The organism is Stutzerimonas stutzeri (assembly GCF_013522825.1).
GTDB lineage: Bacteria > Pseudomonadota > Gammaproteobacteria > Pseudomonadales > Pseudomonadaceae > Stutzerimonas > Stutzerimonas stutzeri_AK.
Genome location: NZ_JAAMQZ010000046.1, coordinates 1 through 16676, shown reverse-complemented (window position 1 = coordinate 16676; position 16676 = coordinate 1). Strand labels below are relative to the sequence as shown.

Below are 16676 nucleotides of genomic sequence, written 5' to 3'. Positions count from 1 at the left end.
TAGTTCGTTAAAAATTGGCAGTAATTGTCTTTGGAGTGTCGATCTAAGCATTTTTATGCTTGTTATCTGTTCGTTTCGTGCGCTTGATTGCCCTTGGTTTTTGCGGCTCTATGTCGCAGTCGCTTCGTCAAACCGCTCATGCGATCATCCAGATCACGGCTTGCGCAGAGCCCATGTCATTGTTAAGCAAGGATTTAGTGGTGCAGAACAAACGGCTTTCGACATTGAGCATCTGGCTTGGCCTGTTCGCCATGCTGATGATTCATGTCGGTCCGTTGTACTCGGCGATACAGGCGGCGCAGACGGCTGCGATGCCGATGGGCGAGCATCACCAGCATGCCGGCCATGATGCTCATTCTCCTTCCGCGCATGGCCACCACAGGCAGTCCACGGGCCAGGAACCGGCCTGGCTGAGCGCACTGGAGATGTGCGGTTATTGCGAGCTGCTGACGCTCAACCCGCCGTTGACCCTTTCCCTCGATCTGGCCCTGCCTCGGCACGAGCCGGCGCATTTCCTGCCGCTGCCCGACGAGCCGCTGATCCGCGCGTTGCGCCGCAGCAGTGGCCATGCACGCGCACCTCCGTATTTCCACGCCTGATGTCCGAAGCCGTGCTGTCACGGCTGTACAACACCTTTAGAAGTGGAAATGCTTATGTCCCGTATCATTCGTGGCTCCCAGGCGCGCGTGCGCCTGTCCGATACCTTTTCTATCCAGCCATCGCGCCTGCGTTGGCAGTTCGCCCATGCGGCTCTGCTGGGGCTGCTGGCCAGCGGTGCGATCGCCGCCGAGCAAGGCGCGCATCACAACCATGCCGAGCATGACTCCATGGAGTTGGCGCCCATGGTCATTACGGGTGTCGCCCAGCAATCGCCGCTGACCGTGGCCACCAACCCGAAAATTCCACGCCAACCCGTACCGGCCAGCGATGCTGGGGATTACCTGCAGACCATTCCGGGCTTTTCCGCCGTGCGGGGCGGTGGCTCCAACAGCGATCCGGTGTTTCGCGGCATGTTCGGTTCGCGGCTGAAGCTGCTGACCAATGGGGGCGAGATGCTGGGGGCCTGCCCGAGCCGTATGGACTCGCCCAGTTCCTACATCACGCCGGAGAACTACGATTCGCTGACGGTGATCAAGGGGCCGCAGACCGTACTCTGGGGGCCGGGCAACTCGGCGGCGACGATTCTGTTCGAGCGTGACCCGGAGAGCTTCAGCGAACTGGGCGGACGCATCGATGCCAGTTTCCTGGTCGGCTCCAACGGTCGCTTCGATCGCAATATCGATGCCGCCGCCGGTGGCGAGCAGGGGTATATCCGCCTGCTCGCCAACCGCTCTGATTCCGATGACTACCAGGACGGCAACGGTGACGACGTGCATTCGCGCTGGGACAAGTGGAGCACCGACCTGGTGCTTGGCTGGACGCCGAACGAAGACACGCTTCTGGAGCTGACGGTCGGTCGCGGTGATGGCGAGGCGCGTTATGCCGGGCGCGGGATGGATGGTAGTCAGTTCGAGCGCGAGAGCGTGGCCCTGCGTTTCGAGCAGGACAATATCGGCGAGGTGCTGCAGAAGATCGAGGCGCGGGTTTATTACAACTATGCCGACCATGTGATGGACAATTACAGCCTGCGCACACCCTCGGGCATGGGCATGATGGCCAATCCCATGGCCAGCAACGTCGACCGGCGCACCCTGGGTGGTCGCTTCGCCACCACTTGGCAGTGGAATGATTACGAGCTGGTAACCGGCCTGGATGCGCAACGTAACGAGCACCGCAAACGCAATTCCCAGTTCGATATGATGACCGGCACGCTCATCGAGCATGACCGCTTCGCCTGGGACAAGGACGCCGACTTTCACAATTATGGCCTGTTCGGCGAGCTGACTCGCAATTTGGGCGATGACAGCCGCCTGATCGGCGGCGCGCGCCTGGATCATGTGACAGCCAAGGATTACCGCAGCACCGGACCGTCGGCAGGCGACAGCCGCAGCGACAATCTGCCGAGCGGCTTCCTGCGCTACGAGCATGACCTGCAATCTCTACCGGCAACCGCCTACGTAGGCTTGGGTCACACCCAGCGCTTCCCCGACTACTGGGAGCTGTTTTCCGGCGGTGCCAACGCCTTCGCGAATGTACAACCGGAAAAGACCACCCAGCTGGATTTCGGTCTCCAGTACAGCCAGGGGCCGCTGGAGGCCTGGGCGTCGGCTTATGTCGGGCAGGTGCGTGACTACATCCTGTTCAGCTACCAGACCAACATGATGGGCATGTCTTCCTCAAGCGCCGACAACATCGATGCACGCATCATGGGCGGCGAGCTGGGCGCCAGCTATCGCCTGACCCCCAACTGGAAGACCGATGCCAGCCTGGCTTATGCCTGGGGCAAGAACAGCTCCGATGGCGAGGCGCTGCCGCAGATGCCACCGCTGGAAGGACGTCTGGGCCTGACCTACGAGCAGGGCGACTGGAGCGCTGCCGGCCTCTGGCGCGTGGTCGCGGCGCAGAATCGCGTAGCCGAGAACAAAGGCAACGTGACCAGCAAGGACTTCGACGAAAGCTCCGGCTTCGGCGTGTTCTCGGTCAATGGCGCCTATCGCCTGAACCAGCACTTCAAGCTCACTACCGGCATCGACAATCTGTTCGACAAGGCCTACAGCGAGCACCTCAACCAGGCCGGCAACGCCGGTATCGGCCTGTCCGCCGATGAGCGCATCAACCAACCGGGCCGCACGTACTGGGCTCGCGTCGATATGAGTTTCTGATTCAACAGTGGCAAGGGGCGGGAGCAATTCCCGCTCCGGACGTAGGTTGGCGCTGAGGCGCGGGGTGCAGGGGCAGCCCGCGGCGCTGGCATCAGGGATGAGGCAATGGGCAGTGCCAGAGGTCGCCCATGTGCTTCGTGCCTCAGCGCCAACCTACGATTACTTCCCGACTGTCAGGCTGGTTGCTGCTCTCGTTCGAGCCGTGGCAGTGAAGGTTCGCCGCGTGTATCCAGAACATCGCACCAGGCACGCATATCGGCACCGCTCGGGTGCTGGAATACGCGCAGGCCGAACTCCGGGAGGATGGCCAGCAGGTGATCGAAGATGTCCGACTGGATCGCTTCGTACTGCACCCAGGCCACTGTGTTGGTGAAGCAGTATATTTCCAGCGGCAGACCGTCTGCGGTGGGGGCCAACTGGCGCACGATGAAAGTCATGTTCTGGTGGATACCGGAATGGCTACGCAGGTAGCGCTCCACGTAGGCCCTGAAAGTGCCGATGTTGGTGACGCGGCGGGTGTTGACCGGTTCCTGGCCGCGCTCGGCGAGCTTCTCGTTCCAGGCGTCGATTTCCTTGCGCTTGTCCGTCAGGTATTCATCCAGCAGGCTGAAACGATGCAGATGCTTGCGTTCTTCGGCATCGAGGAAATGCACGCTCTGCTGATCCAGGTAGATGGCTCGCTTGATACGGCGACCGCCGCTTTCCTGCATCCCGCGCCAGTTCTTGAACGAGTCGGAAATGAAGCGCTTGGTCGGGATGCTGGTGATGGTCTTATCCCAGTTCTGGATCTTGACCGTATGCAGGGCGATGTCGATCACATCGCCATCGGCATTGAGTTGCGGCATTTCCACCCAGTCGCCGACGCGAATCAGGTCGTTGGAGGTGATCTGCACACTGGCCACCAGCGACAGCAGGGTGTCTTGGAAGATCAGCATGAGCACCGCAGCCATGGCGCCGAGACCGGACAGCAGGATCAGCGGCGAGCGATCTATCAGGGTGGCGATGATCAGGATGGTGGCGATGGCGTAGAGGACGATCTTCACCACCTGCAGATAGCCCTTGATCGGGTGCAGGTGGGCATCCGAACGGCGCTGGTAGAGCAGGTTGACGATGTCCAGCACTGCCGCCAGGGCGAGTGCGATGGTCAGCACGATAAAACCGCCGCAGACGTTCTTTACCACCGTCACGACAGCTTCCGGCAGCCCCGGCACGGCATTGATGCCGACCGACAGCACCAGCGCCGGGACGATATTGGACAGCCGCTTGATGACGCCGAAATCCTGCAGCTGCGCATCGCGGGCATGGCGCAGCAGGTGATAAAGGCCGCGCACCAGGATGCGCTTGACGACCCAGTTGGACAGCCAGGCGGCAAAGATCAGCGCGGCGCAGGCGGCCAGTGTCTGCAGTTCAGGGTGGGCTCTGAGCCAGTCCAGCCAGCCGGCAAACTCGTCAGTCATTTGATACTCCGTTCGGTTCTCGTTGCGGCGGAACGTGCCGCACGGGGGCGGACCTTAACAAATCCGCCAGGCAGTCCCAAACGGAGCGGTAGCAAATGACAGGCTCAGCGAATGAATTCGCGGCTGATGCTCCTGAACAGATCGGTACCGGCGCGCTCCATCCATTCGAAGGCCACCATCTCCCGCGAGACGATCTCGGCACCGGCCTGGCGCATGCGCTGCAACGCCAGCGCCTTGTCCGAGGCGCGGCGCGAACTGACCGCTTCCTCGACGACGAACACCTGTTTGCCTCGCTCCAGCAGGTCGAGCACGGTCTGCATGACGCAGACATGGGTTTCGCAGCCGCAGATCACGAATTGTTGACGTTCGCCACCGGGGCGCTTGAACAGCTCGCCGTCGGCGGCGCTGGAGAACTCCATCTTTTCCAGGATCGCGTTGGCCTCGACACCTTCGCGCAAGAGCGGGACGGTTGGTCCCAGGCCCTTGCTGTATTGCTCGGTGATCAGCGTCGGCACGCCGACACGCCCGGCGATCTGCTGCAGCCAGGCGGTATGTTCGATCATGCTGGCGCCATCGAGAATGGCCGGCAGCAGGCGTTCCTGGATATCGACGATGAGCAGTGTGGATTGGGTGGCTCTGATGCGCATGGCTGTTTTCCTCGTGGGTCAGTGTTTGAATGCGCCGATGAATATCGAGGGATCGACGCGGGCATCGTTGAGGCTGACGTTCCAGTGCAGGTGCGGCCCGGTGGCGCGGCCCGTGGCGCCGACCTTGCCGAGGATGTCGCCGCGCCCCAGTTGATCGCCGGTCTTCACGTCGATGGCCGACAGGTGGCAGAACATGCTGATCAGCCCCTGGCCATGGTCAAGAAATACCGTTTTGCCGTTGAAGAAATAGTCGCCGGTGAGGATCACCCGGCCCGCCGCCGGCGCCTTGATCGGCGTGCCGGTTCTGGCGGCGAAATCCAGCCCCGAATGCGGGTTGCGTTCCTCGCCGTTGAAGAAGCGGCGCAAACCGAAAGGGGAGGAGAGCGGGCCGTCGACGGGCTTGTCGAACAGCAGATTGCTGGGCTGGCCGGGACTGAACTGGCGGTAGGCCGCGGTCTGTTCGGCCAGTTCGCGCTCGATACGCTTGAGATCATCGGGATTCGGATTGACCTGGCGCTGGTTCTTCAGGGTGATGTGCTGCGCGCGATACTCGCGGCTCTCGACCCGGAAATTCTGCGGGCGGCCATCGATCTGCACCTGCTGCTCGCCGGGTTTCACCGTGAGCGGGATGCCGAGGATGGCGATCCAGCGCTGGCCGTCCTCGCAGATCACCAGCGCAGGTTTGTCCTGATAGCGCACTTGCGGTGGCGTGGCGCCGTTGCCCAGTTCGACCACCGCCACCCCGCCCGGCACGGGCTTGTTCAGCAGGCGAGTAAGGAAGCCTTCGGCATGCCCGGGAAGGGTAAAGGCAAGTGACAGCAGCAGGGCAATGACGCGTGGCATAAGCGGTTCCGCTTGAAAGGACGGCTCATCCTCGCGTAAACGCCAGGCGAGGGGAAGGGGCGGCCTGCCGCTTACGGACTTTCAGAATGCAGCCCACGTAATGGGCGCATAGGCTTTTTCAGAGCAGCGGCAGCGTCACCGGCTGCAGATGGTTGTCTTCGACCCGCACCTCCAGTTCCCCTTCGCCGAGGCGGGCCTTGAGGCGCTGGCCGGGGTGTGTCTGGCTGGCACGGCGGATCGCCTGGCCACGTTCGTCCAGAAGGATGCTGTAGCCACGGGACAGGGTGGCCAGCGGGCTGACGACATTGAGCGTCTGCGCCAGGCCGTATAACTGCTGGCGACGGCTGTTCAGCCGTTCCTGCATGGCACGCGGCATGCGTTGGGACAGATGCTCCAGACGCTGGCGCAGCAAGGCCAGCGCGCGGCCCGGATGCTGTGCGCCCAGGCGGGTGTCGAGGCGGGCCAGACGCTCCTGGCCCGCACAGAGACGACGGTCGATGCCGCGCAACAGGCGCTGCTCCAGATCGTCGATACGCTGGGCCTGCTGTTGCAGACGCTCACCGGGATGACGCAGGCGCTGGCTCAGCCCATCGAGGCGCGCGCCTTCGCGCAGCAGGCGTTCGCGCATGCGCAGCAGCAGGCGCTGACGCAGACTTTCCAGGCGCTGGCGGATATCCGTGCTGCTGGGCGCCAGCAGTTCGGCGGCGGCGGAAGGTGTGGGTGCGCGCACATCGGCGACGAAATCGGCGATGGATACGTCGGTTTCGTGGCCGACGGCGCTGATGATCGGTGTCTGGCAGGCGGCCACGGCGCGGGCGACGGCTTCTTCGTTGAAGCACCAGAGGTCTTCCAGCGAACCGCCGCCGCGCGCCAGGATCAGCGCATCGAAACCGCCACGGTCGGCCAGCTCCAGGGCGCGCACGATCTGCGCGGTCGCCTCGTGGCCCTGGACGGCGCTAGGCACCAGCGTCAGCGCCACATGCGGTGCGCGACGGCGGAACACCGAGATGATGTCGCGTATCACCGCGCCGGTTGGCGAACTGACGATACCGATGCGCTGCGGATGGGCGGGCAGGCCGCGTTTGCTGCCGGCGTCGAACAGGCCTTCGGCGGCGAGCTTTTCCTTCAACGCCTCGAAGGCCAGACGCAGGGCACCATCGCCAGCCGGCTCCAGCGAGTCGAGAATCAACTGGTAGTCGCCGCGCCCCTCGAACAGCGAAACCTTGCCGCGCACCTTGACCGCCAGCCCGTCGCGCAGCGCCTGGCGCACCCGCAGGGCGTTCTGCCGGAATAGCGCGCAGCGCACCTGGGCGTTCTTGTCCTTGAGGGTGAAATAGATGTGGCCGGAGGCGGGGCGGGCAAGATTGGAAATCTCACCCTCGACCCAGACCTGGGCGAACACGTCTTCGAGCAACAGCCGGGCACGGCCATTGAGCTGGCTGACGCTGAGGACCTCGCGGTCGAGATTGAGGCGCTGGAAGGGATCTTTGAGCATGGGCGGCATGATAAGGCCTTGATAGGCGAGCAGGGGCAAAAACCTTCGTTGCGCAAGTGGGATGCACCAAATTGGCGCAGCCCGTACCATTCGCACCTTTCATCGGTGTGGCCATGCCGCCACAAACGGTCATTGAACCAGCAAGGAGCTGTGTATGAGCAAGCAGATTCGGATTGGCATCGCCGGTTACGGCAACCTCGGACGAGGCGTCGAAGCCGCCATCGGCAAGAACCCGGACATGACGCTGGTGGGCATCTTCACCCGTCGTGCCCCGGGCGAGCTGACGCCGCTTGTCGCCGGCACGCCGGTGTATGCCATGGATGCACTGGACGAACATCGCGAAGCCATCGATGTGCTGATCCTCTGCGGCGGCTCCAAGGACGACCTGCCCGTGCAAGGTCCGCAGCTGGCGGCGATGTTCAATACCGTCGACAGCTTCGATACCCACGCGCGGATTCCCGAATACTTCGCGGCGGTGGACGAGCCTGCGCGGGCCAATGGCAAGACGGCACTGATCTCCATTGGCTGGGATCCCGGCATGTTCTCCATCAATCGCCTCTACGGCGAAGCGTTGCTGCCCGATGGCGTGACCTACACCTTCTGGGGCAAGGGGCTGAGCCAGGGGCATTCCGATGCCGTGCGCCGGGTGCCGGGCGTCAAGGCCGGCGTGCAGTACACACTGCCTTCGCCGGTGGCCATCGACCGCGTGCGCAGCGGCGCGCGCCCCGAGCTGAGTACACGGGAAAAGCACACGCGCGAATGTTTCGTGGTGCTGGCCGAAGGCGCCGATGCCGCTGCCGTGGAGCAGGCCATCGTCAGCATGCCGAACTACTTTGCCGACTACGACACCAGCGTCAACTTCATCAGCGAGGAGCAACTGCGTCGGGATCACCAGCGCATGCCGCATGGCGGCTTCGTGATTCGCAGCGGCAACACCAGCGATGCGCATGCCCAGGTCATCGAGTACTCGCTGCAGCTGGAGAGCAACCCCGAATTCACCGCCAGCGTACTGGTGGCCTATGCGCGTGCGGCGTACCGGCTGAACCAGCAGGGCCAGATCGGCGCGAAGACGGCCTTCGATGTGGCACCGGGGCTGCTGTCGATCAAATCCGCCGAGCAGCTGCGCGAAGAACTGCTGTAACCGGCTGCCGCTCCGGCCCGCTCGACAATTTCTCCGGGGGGCGAGTCGACTGGAGAGGGTCGTCTTGATGAGCCGGATTGGCAGCGTGCGCAATTGCCAGTCAGACGCTTTCGAGCAGGCGGTCGAGCAGCCAGGCGGCAACCGGGCGCAGTTCGTGCTGGCGTGACCAGACCACATCAACCGGGACGTGTTTGGGCCAACCGGGCAATTGCAGCTCCTGCAACTGCCCGGAGTCGTACCATGTGACCAATTGGCGCGGAAGGGCTGCCCAGCCGAAACCAAGCACTGCCATTTCCAGCAGTAACAGGTAGTCGGGTGCTGTCCAACAGCGGGCGCCGCTGACGAACAGCTCATCCGAGGGTGTATCGCTGGTGGTCACGCTGCTCAGTCGCAAGGCTCGCCAGCGCGCCAAGTCCTCGATAGCCACGGTCTGTAGCGCTGCCAGCGGATGGGAACGCGCGACGAACAGGCCAAACTCGGCGCTGGCCGGGACGCGGGCATAGGCGATATCCCCTGAATAGGTTGGCTGGGCTGCCAGCAGACCGAGATGAGCGCGCCCCTGGCAAACCAGGTCGAGTACGTCGGTGTGCTCGGCGAGCAGGCATTCGAACTGCAGGTCAGGGAAGCGCTGATCCAGTTCCAGCAGACGCGCTTCATATTGTTTGGGCTGGTAGGCGTCGGACAGCGCCAATGTCAGTCGTGTCTCCTGGCCGCTGGCCATGCGTGCGGCGTGGCGCGTCAGGCGGTCGCTGGCAGCCAGTACCTCCTTGGCATAAATCAGTAGATTGGCACCGGCTTCGCTCAAAATCAGCTGGCGGGGACCGCGTTCGAATAGCTGGACGCCTAAGTCGAGCTCCAGGCGTGCAACAGCTCCGCTGACCGTTGACTGGCTCTTGCCCAGGCGTCGGGCGGCGGCACTCAGCGAGCCGCAGCTGGCGGCAAGGGCAAAGGCCTGAAGTGATTCGGGGGAATGATTCATATCGCTTTTTCCGATGGCAGCTGATTTTTTGATAACCGCTTTACCGATGATCATAGCGCCTTGTCGCTATTCGAGAGGTGCCTCTTCATGACCCAGCCACTGCAGCGTTCTCTGCGCGAACGCATCGGCCATGCGCTAGCCTTCGAGCTCATCGCGGTGGCCATCTGTGCGCCGGCTCTGGCCTTGCTGATGGATAAGCCGCTGGCGCACCTGGGGGCTCTGACCCTGATGTTCTCCACCGTCGCCATGCTCTGGAACATGCTGTTCAACTATTGGTTCGACGGGGCGCAGCGTCGCTTGGGCTTTCACCGAGGTTTGTGGGCGCGATTGGTTCATGCATCGCTGTTCGAGCTGGGCCTGATTGTGGTTCTGGTACCTCTGGCTGCTTGGTGGTTGTCGATTAGTCTGCTTGAGGCACTGGTGTTGGATATCGGCCTGATCCTGTTTTTCCTGCCCTACACCATGGCTTTCAACTGGATCTATGATGTGCTGCGGGCGCGCTGGACAGGGCAGGGTGGCAGCCGGTCGGTTTCGCAAACGCTTTGAGCGCCCGGGCTTGATTTGCCTGGCACAGGGCCTAAGCTGCCGCCTCCCTTTGGCCATCGCCCCGTATCGTCATGACTGCGCAACTGATCCTCGTCCCCCGGATATCCAGCCTGCCTGCGCATGAGGCGAAGGCGCGGGCCCTGTTGCGCTGGCTGGTCAGGAGCGAGATCGTCGAGGAACTGCCGACCACGTGCGGTCAGGGCGGCGATGGCATGGCCTATGCCATCGGGCCGGGAGCCCGGCGCATCGCGCAGCATCCGGAGCGTTTGCCGTATGGCCAGGCGCATAACGGCCTGGAGATTGTCACCCAGCGCTGCATCTATATGCCGACGCGCGACTTTCTCGGAGAAGCGGGCTGCCCCGATTGCCGCCAGGAAGTGGGCGTGCCGCTGTTCGACAGCCTGGAAGCCTGGTGGCCAGGGGAGACCGATGTATTCACCTGCCCGGAATGCGGCTTCGAAGATGACATCAATGGCTTCCTGTTCCTGCAGCCCTGCGGCTTTTCCAACCTGGGCTTCATCTTCAACGGCTGGGCCGAAGCAGGGCTGAGCGAGGCCTTCGTCGAGGCGTTCGCCGAACGGCTGGGCTTCGCCTGCGCACAGGTCCGGGTGGATCTCTGAAGCGGCGGATGTGCGTTGAGTGCGGGCGCTCTGGCAGGTATAATGCCGCGCTTCCTTTTTCCCGCCTGGGGAGCCCCCGCCATGCTGCGTATCAGCCAAGAAGCCCTGACATTCGATGATGTTCTCCTGATCCCCGGATATTCCGAGGTCCTGCCGAAGGATGTCAGTCTCAAAACCCGCCTGACCCGTGGGATCGAGCTGAATATCCCCCTGGTTTCCGCAGCCATGGATACCGTCACCGAAGCTCGCCTGGCCATCGCCATGGCGCAGGAAGGCGGCATCGGCATCATTCACAAGAACATGAGCATCGAGCAGCAGGCTGCCGAAGTGCGCAAGGTCAAGCGCCATGAAACGGCCATCGTGCATGATCCGGTCACCGTCACGCCGGAAACCAAGATCAGCGAGCTGCTGCGCAAGGCCCATGAACTGGGCTTCTCCGGCTTTCCGGTGATTTCCGGCAAGGAACTAGTCGGCATCGTCACCGGTCGTGATCTGCGTTTCACGCCGAATGCCGGCGACTCCGTGGCGGCGATCATGACGCCCAAGGACAAGCTGGTCACCGTCAAGGAAGGCACCGGCCTGGAAGAGATCAAGACCAAGCTCTACGAGCATCGCATCGAGAAGATGCTGGTGGTCGACGACAGTTTCCATCTGCGCGGTTTGGTGACCTTCCGCGATATCGAGAAGGCCAAGACCTACCCGCTGGCCTCCAAGGATGAGCAGGGTCGCCTGCGCGTCGGCGCTGCCGTGGGTACTGGCGCCGATACCGCCGAGCGTGTCGAGGCCCTGGCGGCTGCGGGTGTCGATGTGGTGGTGGTGGACACCGCCCACGGCCACTCCAAGGGCGTGCTCGACCGCGTGCGCTGGGTGAAGCAGAACTTCCCGCAGTTGCAGGTGATCGGCGGCAATATCGCCACCGGCGAAGCGGCCCTGGCGCTGGTCGAAGCCGGTGCCGACGGCGTCAAGGTGGGTATCGGCCCAGGCTCGATCTGCACCACCCGTATCGTTGCCGGTGTCGGTGTGCCGCAGATTTCCGCTATCGCCAATGTTTCCGCAGCGCTGGAAGGCACGGGTGTGCCGATGATCGCCGACGGTGGTATCCGTTTCTCCGGCGACCTGTCCAAGGCCATCGTCGCTGGCGCCAATGCGGTGATGATGGGCTCGATGTTCGCCGGCACCGAAGAGGCGCCGGGCGAGATCGAACTGTTCCAGGGCCGTTCCTACAAGGCCTATCGCGGCATGGGCTCGCTGGGCGCCATGTCCCAGGCCCAGGGTTCCTCGGACCGTTATTTCCAGGATTCTTCCGCCGGTGCCGAAAAACTGGTGCCCGAAGGCATCGAAGGCCGCGTACCGTACAAGGGCACACTGGCGGCGATCATCCATCAGCTGATGGGCGGCCTGCGGGCTTCCATGGGTTATACCGGCAGCGCCACCATCGAAGACATGCGTACGCAGCCGCAGTTCGTGCGCATCACCGGCGCCGGCATGGCTGAATCGCATGTGCATGATGTGCAGATCACCAAGGAAGCGCCGAACTACCGCGTCGGTTAATCGAACTTTTCGCTGGAGGCTGGAGGCTTGAGGCTGGACGAGTACGCTTTTTCGTTCAGCCTCCAGCCTCCAGCCTTCAGCCATTTAATCCAGGTGAAGAAAAAATGGCCCATCCCGACATTCACGCCCATCGCATCCTGATCCTCGATTTCGGCTCCCAGTACACCCAGCTGATCGCGCGTCGCGTGCGCGAGCTGGGCGTGTATTGCGAATTGCATCCCTTCGATATGAGCGATGAGGACATCCGCGAATTCAACCCACGCGGGATCATCCTCGCCGGCGGCCCGGAATCCGTGCATGCCGAAGGCAGTCCGCGCGCGCCGCAGGCGGTGTTCGATCTGAACGTGCCGCTGTTCGGCATCTGCTACGGCATGCAGACCCTGTCCGAGCAGCTTGGCGGCAGGGTGCAGGGTTCCGATGAGCGCGAATTCGGCTATGCCCGTGTCGATCTGGTCGGCAAGTCCAAGCTGTTCGACGGCATCGAGGATCACATGGACGACGATGGCATGTTCGCCCTCGACGTCTGGATGAGCCACGGCGACAAGGTCACCGACCTGCCGGAAGGCTTCCGTATTCTGGCCAGCACCCCGAGCTGTCCGATTGCCGCCATGGGCGACGACACGCGCGGCTACTACGGCGTGCAGTTCCATCCCGAAGTGACTCACACCCGCCAGGGCGGGCGCATCCTCTCGCGCTTCCTGCTGGAAATCTGTGGCTGCGAAGCGCTGTGGACGCCCTCCAACATCGTCGATGACCTGATCGAGCAGGTCCGCACCCAGGTCGGTGATGCCAACGTGCTGCTGGGCCTGTCCGGCGGCGTCGATTCCTCGGTGGTTGCCGCTCTGCTGCACAAGGCCATCGGCGACCAGCTGACCTGCGTCTTCGTCGACAACGGCCTGCTGCGCCTGCACGAAGGCGACCAGGTGATGGCGATGTTCGCCGAGAACATGGGCGTCAAGGTGATCCGCGCCGACGCCGAAGCGCAGTTCCTCGAGAACCTTGCCGGCGAAGCCGACCCGGAGAAGAAGCGCAAGATCATCGGCCGCACCTTCATCGACGTCTTCGATGCCCAGGCCAGCAAGCTCGACAACATCCAGTTCCTCGCCCAGGGCACCATCTACCCGGACGTGATCGAATCCGCCGGCGCCAAGAGCGGCAAGGCCCACGTGATCAAGTCGCACCACAACGTCGGTGGCTTGCCGGAAGAGATGAACCTCAAGCTGGTCGAGCCGCTGCGCGAACTGTTCAAGGACGAAGTGCGCAAGATCGGTCTCGAACTCGGCCTGCCTTACGACATGGTCTACCGTCATCCTTTCCCCGGTCCGGGTCTGGGCGTGCGCATCCTCGGCGAAGTGAAGAAGGAATACGCCGACCTGCTGCGCCGCGCCGACCACATCTTCATCGAAGAGCTGCGCAACTTCGACTGGTACCACAAGACCAGTCAGGCCTTCGTGGTGTTCCAGCCGGTCAAGTCCGTGGGTGTGGTCGGCGATGGCCGCCGCTACGCCTGGGTCGTCGCCCTGCGCGCGGTGGAAACCATCGACTTCATGACCGCCCGCTGGGCGCACCTGCCCTATGCGCTGCTGGAGAAGGTCTCCAACCGCATCATCAACGAAATCGAAGGCATCTCCCGCGTCACCTACGACGTGTCGAGCAAGCCGCCGGCGACGATCGAGTGGGAGTGAAATCAGGTCTTTCGGGGGTATCGCTACCTATCGATAAGATGCTGTAACGTGTTGATTTAGAAGAAAATACGTCACGGCATCTATCGGTGGCTATCGCCGGGCAGCAGAACGCACTGGCGGTAAGGGTGACGGTAGGAACCGGAGGTCGGATTAAGACCCTCCCGTTTACTATCGAGACCAAACCGGTCTTTGACGGTAAATCTCTCCTTGGGAAAGCTTGCGCCATGCGGCTTTCCCGGCATCAGCAGGTCTCCTGACCCTTGACGGTAAAAGCCGTCATGAACAGGAGGAAAAACCTCGATGCTTACTGACACCGCGCTGCGCAATCTCAAGCCCAAAGCCAAGCCCTATAAGGCTTCCGACCGCGATGGCATGTACGTGACGGTATCGCCCGGCGGTACCGTCACCTTTCGCTACGATTACCGTCTCAATGGGCGCCGGGAAACGCTGACCATCGGGCGGTATGGCCCAGCGGGAATTTCGCTGGCCATGGCTCGCGAGAAGCTTCTAGATGCCAAGCGAATGGTTGCCCAAGGCATATCCCCCTCCCTAGAAAAACAGCGAGCCAAGCGGCGTCTGACAGCCGCCAAATCGTTTGGTGACATGCTGAAAAGCTGGCTGGCTGATGCGCGTATGGCTGACAGCACGCGGTCCATGCGCAAAAGCATCATCGACCGCGACATCCTGCCGGTCTTCGAGAACCGGCTCCTGACCGAAATCACCCCTGACGATCTGCGGGCGCTCTGTGCCAAGGTGAAGGGCCGTGGTGCGCCGGCCACGGCCGTCCACATTCGCGACATCGTGAAGCAAGTCTTTGCGTTCGCGATCCTGCATGGCGAGAAGGTCGAGAATCCGGCCGACGATGTGAAGGCTGCGTCAATCGCTACCTTCGTGCCGAAGGATCGAGCGCTGACCCCGACCGAGATTCGCCTGGCTTTTCACCAGTTGGAGTCGATTGCTGCATATCCCACCATTCGGCTGGCCTTGCGCCTGGTGCTTCTAACCCTGGTGCGAAAGAGCGAGCTGATTGAGGCGACCTGGAATGAAGTGGATTTTGAGAACGCCACCTGGACGATCTCCAAACAGCGGATGAAGGGACGTAATCCCCATGTGGTCTACCTGTCGCGCCAGGCTCTGGACATCTTCGTGGCGCTGCACACTTGTGCTGCTGGCTCGAGGTTCGTGCTGCCCTCGCGCTATGACATCCACCGCTGCATGTCACACGCCACCTTGAACCGGATCACCCAACTCATTGCGTCACGTGCTAAGGAAGCGGGGCTGCCGTTGGAGCCGTTCACGGTTCACGACCTGCGCAGGACTGGCTCCACGCTCCTCAACGAAGTGGGCTTCAATGGTGACTGGATCGAGAAGTGCTTGGCGCATGAGGACGGGCGTTCCTCGCGCTCGGTCTACAACAAGGCCGAGTACGCTGAGCAGCGCCGCCACATGCTGCAAGAGTGGGCCGATATGGTTGATGCCTGGGTCGATGGTCGGACTCATGTGCCGAAGCTGCTGCCCGACAATGTGACCGTGCCGGTGTTGAGTGCCGCCGTTTAGAGGAATGGACAGGTTGTCGGTTGACAACCTGTCGAGTCATGGGAATACTGGAGATCATTAATGGCCCGTCCCTCACATCCGAAGAAAGAGGTCGAAGAAGCGCTCAAGCATGCCGAAGGGCAGGGGTGGCGCATCGAAGTTGGCGGCAGTCACGCCTGGGGACGGATCTACTGTCCCTACAACGACGAGGAGTGTCGTTGCGGCGAGTTCTGCATCACCAGCGTGTGGAGCACGCCGAAGACCCCTGGTAACCACGCACGCGCCTTGCGACGCGTCGTGGACAACTGCACCACGCACCGTAAGCCGCAAGAGGCTGCCGACGGCGCAGAGGAGTAGCACGATGGAATACACCTTCACTCTGAAATACCAACTCGCCGATGATGACCGGAACCCGGATGTGCTGGTCGAACGCCTTGGCGAAGCTGGTTGCGACGATGCCCTGGTTGGCATCGGTCAGCCGGGGCGGCTGGCGCTGGAGTTCATTCGCGAGGCGGAGAACGCAGATGCGGCTGTGCGCAGTGCACTGGCCGATGTGCGCAGTGCAGTGCCCTCGGCCAGGCTGATCGAGGTCGCCCCTGATCTGGTCGGCCTGACCGACGTGGCCGAAATGGTCGGGGTATCGCGACAGAACATGCGCAAGCTGATGCTGGCCAACCCGGGCAGCTTCCCGGCACCTGTGCACGAGGGCAGTGCGTCGATCTGGCACCTGGCGGATGTGCTGACCTGGTTGCAGGCCAGGGGCAGCTATTCGCTGGCCAGAGATGTACTGGAAGTGGCGCGAGTGGCCTTGCAGGTCAATCTGGCCAAGGAAAGTCGGCGTCTACCCCGCTCGACTTCTGAGGAGCTGGGGGCTCTGGTCGGCTAAGGCAATCATAGGCCTCATGCTTGATCCGAACCCGCCCGAACCGGGCGGGTTTTCCGTAGGCGGACATCCGGGCCGCTGATGTCTCTGCGAGGCGCCTGCTTGCGCTCCTCAATCCATGCTTCCACCTCGGCCAAGTCCCACACCACGCAACGTGGTGTCAGGTTAAAGCGTCGAGGGAACTCGCCACGACGCTCCATCTCGTAGATGGTCGTCTCAGATAGCGGGATGATCTGCCTCAGCTCTTGTCGCCGAATGGTGCGCCGGAAGGGCAGGGGGCTTCGCTTCGGAAACTGCGGCAGTGCCTCGTAGGCTTCCGTGTCAGGCATCGGAAGAGACTGGCCGGTCTCGGAGATTGACGCGCCGGGCGGAGGCGATAGATGTTCCATCTCGGACTCCATGGGTGCGGATTCCACGCCATCCGGCCACCCAGTCCGCTCTCATCTGGCCAGGCATTCCAGGGCCATCTGGCCACCTGTTCCACGGCCATCCGGCCGGGCAGTCGGAGCGCAGCGACGCAGGGGTGGCATT

The 16676-nt window shown here is 62.6% G+C and carries 16 protein-coding genes; 10 read left to right on the top strand and 6 right to left on the bottom strand.

The window, feature by feature from the left end:
• Positions 1 to 224: 224 nt before the first annotated feature.
• Both G7020_RS20910 and G7020_RS20905 read left to right on the top strand, forming a co-directional pair.
• Positions 225 to 599 (top strand): DUF2946 domain-containing protein, encoded by a 375-nt coding sequence (locus G7020_RS20910; RefSeq protein WP_181086917.1) that lies wholly within the window; start codon positions 225 to 227, stop codon positions 597 to 599.
• A 54-nt stretch (positions 600 to 653) separates the two neighbouring features.
• A complete protein-coding gene (locus G7020_RS20905; protein WP_181086905.1) occupies positions 654 to 2762 on the top strand; it encodes a TonB-dependent copper receptor in 2109 nt (702 codons plus the stop codon).
• A 173-nt stretch (positions 2763 to 2935) separates the two neighbouring features.
• Here G7020_RS20905 and G7020_RS20900 read toward each other — a convergent pair whose 3' ends face one another.
• The 4 genes from G7020_RS20900 to xseA form a co-directional block, all read right to left on the bottom strand.
• The gene (locus G7020_RS20900) at positions 2936 to 4219 is read right to left on the bottom strand and encodes a mechanosensitive ion channel family protein (RefSeq protein ID WP_181086904.1); all 1284 of its coding nucleotides are present in this window, start codon (positions 4217 to 4219) and stop codon (positions 2936 to 2938) included.
• A 104-nt stretch (positions 4220 to 4323) separates the two neighbouring features.
• Positions 4324 to 4866, bottom strand: a complete 543-nt coding sequence (locus tag G7020_RS20895) for a hydrolase (RefSeq protein WP_181086903.1) — start codon at positions 4864 to 4866, stop codon at positions 4324 to 4326.
• 18 nt (positions 4867 to 4884) lie between these two features.
• Positions 4885 to 5709, bottom strand: coding sequence for a peptidoglycan DD-metalloendopeptidase family protein (locus G7020_RS20890; protein ID WP_181086902.1), 825 nt, complete (start codon positions 5707 to 5709; stop codon positions 4885 to 4887).
• A 118-nt stretch (positions 5710 to 5827) separates the two neighbouring features.
• Entirely contained in the window at positions 5828 to 7204 is a 1377-nt protein-coding gene (gene xseA, locus G7020_RS20885; protein WP_181086916.1) for an exodeoxyribonuclease VII large subunit, read from the bottom strand.
• Between the two features lie 154 nt (positions 7205 to 7358).
• On the opposite strand from xseA, the gene G7020_RS20880 reads away from it, so the two are divergent.
• Complete coding sequence (locus G7020_RS20880) at positions 7359 to 8345, top strand: diaminopimelate dehydrogenase (RefSeq protein ID WP_181086901.1); 987 nt, start codon at positions 7359 to 7361, stop codon at positions 8343 to 8345.
• A 100-nt stretch (positions 8346 to 8445) separates the two neighbouring features.
• On the opposite strand, the gene G7020_RS20875 is transcribed toward G7020_RS20880, so the two are convergent.
• Positions 8446 to 9378 carry a LysR family transcriptional regulator gene (locus G7020_RS20875; protein ID WP_423835681.1) on the bottom strand — a complete coding sequence of 311 codons (933 nt, stop codon included), beginning with the start codon at positions 9376 to 9378 and terminating at the stop codon, positions 8446 to 8448.
• Between the two features lie 33 nt (positions 9379 to 9411).
• Between G7020_RS20875 and G7020_RS20870 the strand changes: the two genes are divergently transcribed.
• The 7 genes from G7020_RS20870 (at position 9412) to G7020_RS20840 (ending at position 16148) form a co-directional block, all read left to right on the top strand.
• Positions 9412 to 9870 (top strand): multidrug/biocide efflux PACE transporter, encoded by a 459-nt coding sequence (locus G7020_RS20870; protein ID WP_181086899.1) that lies wholly within the window; start codon positions 9412 to 9414, stop codon positions 9868 to 9870.
• A 71-nt stretch (positions 9871 to 9941) separates the two neighbouring features.
• A complete protein-coding gene (locus tag G7020_RS20865) occupies positions 9942 to 10490 on the top strand; it encodes a sugar ABC transporter ATPase (RefSeq protein WP_181086898.1) in 549 nt (182 codons plus the stop codon).
• A gap of 81 nt (positions 10491 to 10571) precedes the next feature.
• Positions 10572 to 12041: an IMP dehydrogenase gene (gene guaB / locus G7020_RS20860; protein ID WP_181086897.1), complete on the top strand. Its 1470-nt coding sequence runs from the start codon at positions 10572 to 10574 to the stop codon at positions 12039 to 12041.
• Positions 12042 to 12145: 104 nt separating this feature from the next.
• Positions 12146 to 13726 carry a glutamine-hydrolyzing GMP synthase gene (guaA, locus tag G7020_RS20855; RefSeq protein WP_181086896.1) on the top strand — a complete coding sequence of 527 codons (1581 nt, stop codon included), beginning with the start codon at positions 12146 to 12148 and terminating at the stop codon, positions 13724 to 13726.
• 300 nt (positions 13727 to 14026) lie between these two features.
• On the top strand, positions 14027 to 15283 hold the full coding sequence (locus tag G7020_RS20850) for a tyrosine-type recombinase/integrase (protein WP_009616197.1): 1257 nt from the start codon (positions 14027 to 14029) through the stop codon (positions 15281 to 15283).
• Positions 15284 to 15343: 60 nt separating this feature from the next.
• Positions 15344 to 15619 carry a hypothetical protein gene (locus G7020_RS20845; protein WP_009616198.1) on the top strand — a complete coding sequence of 92 codons (276 nt, stop codon included), beginning with the start codon at positions 15344 to 15346 and terminating at the stop codon, positions 15617 to 15619.
• Positions 15620 to 15623: 4 nt separating this feature from the next.
• Positions 15624 to 16148, top strand: a complete 525-nt coding sequence (locus tag G7020_RS20840; RefSeq protein ID WP_009616200.1) for a helix-turn-helix transcriptional regulator — start codon at positions 15624 to 15626, stop codon at positions 16146 to 16148.
• 14 nt (positions 16149 to 16162) lie between these two features.
• On the opposite strand, the gene G7020_RS20835 is transcribed toward G7020_RS20840, so the two are convergent.
• The gene (locus G7020_RS20835) at positions 16163 to 16534 is read right to left on the bottom strand and encodes a helix-turn-helix transcriptional regulator (RefSeq protein ID WP_256663218.1); all 372 of its coding nucleotides are present in this window, start codon (positions 16532 to 16534) and stop codon (positions 16163 to 16165) included.
• Between the last annotated feature and the right edge of the window lie 142 nt (positions 16535 to 16676).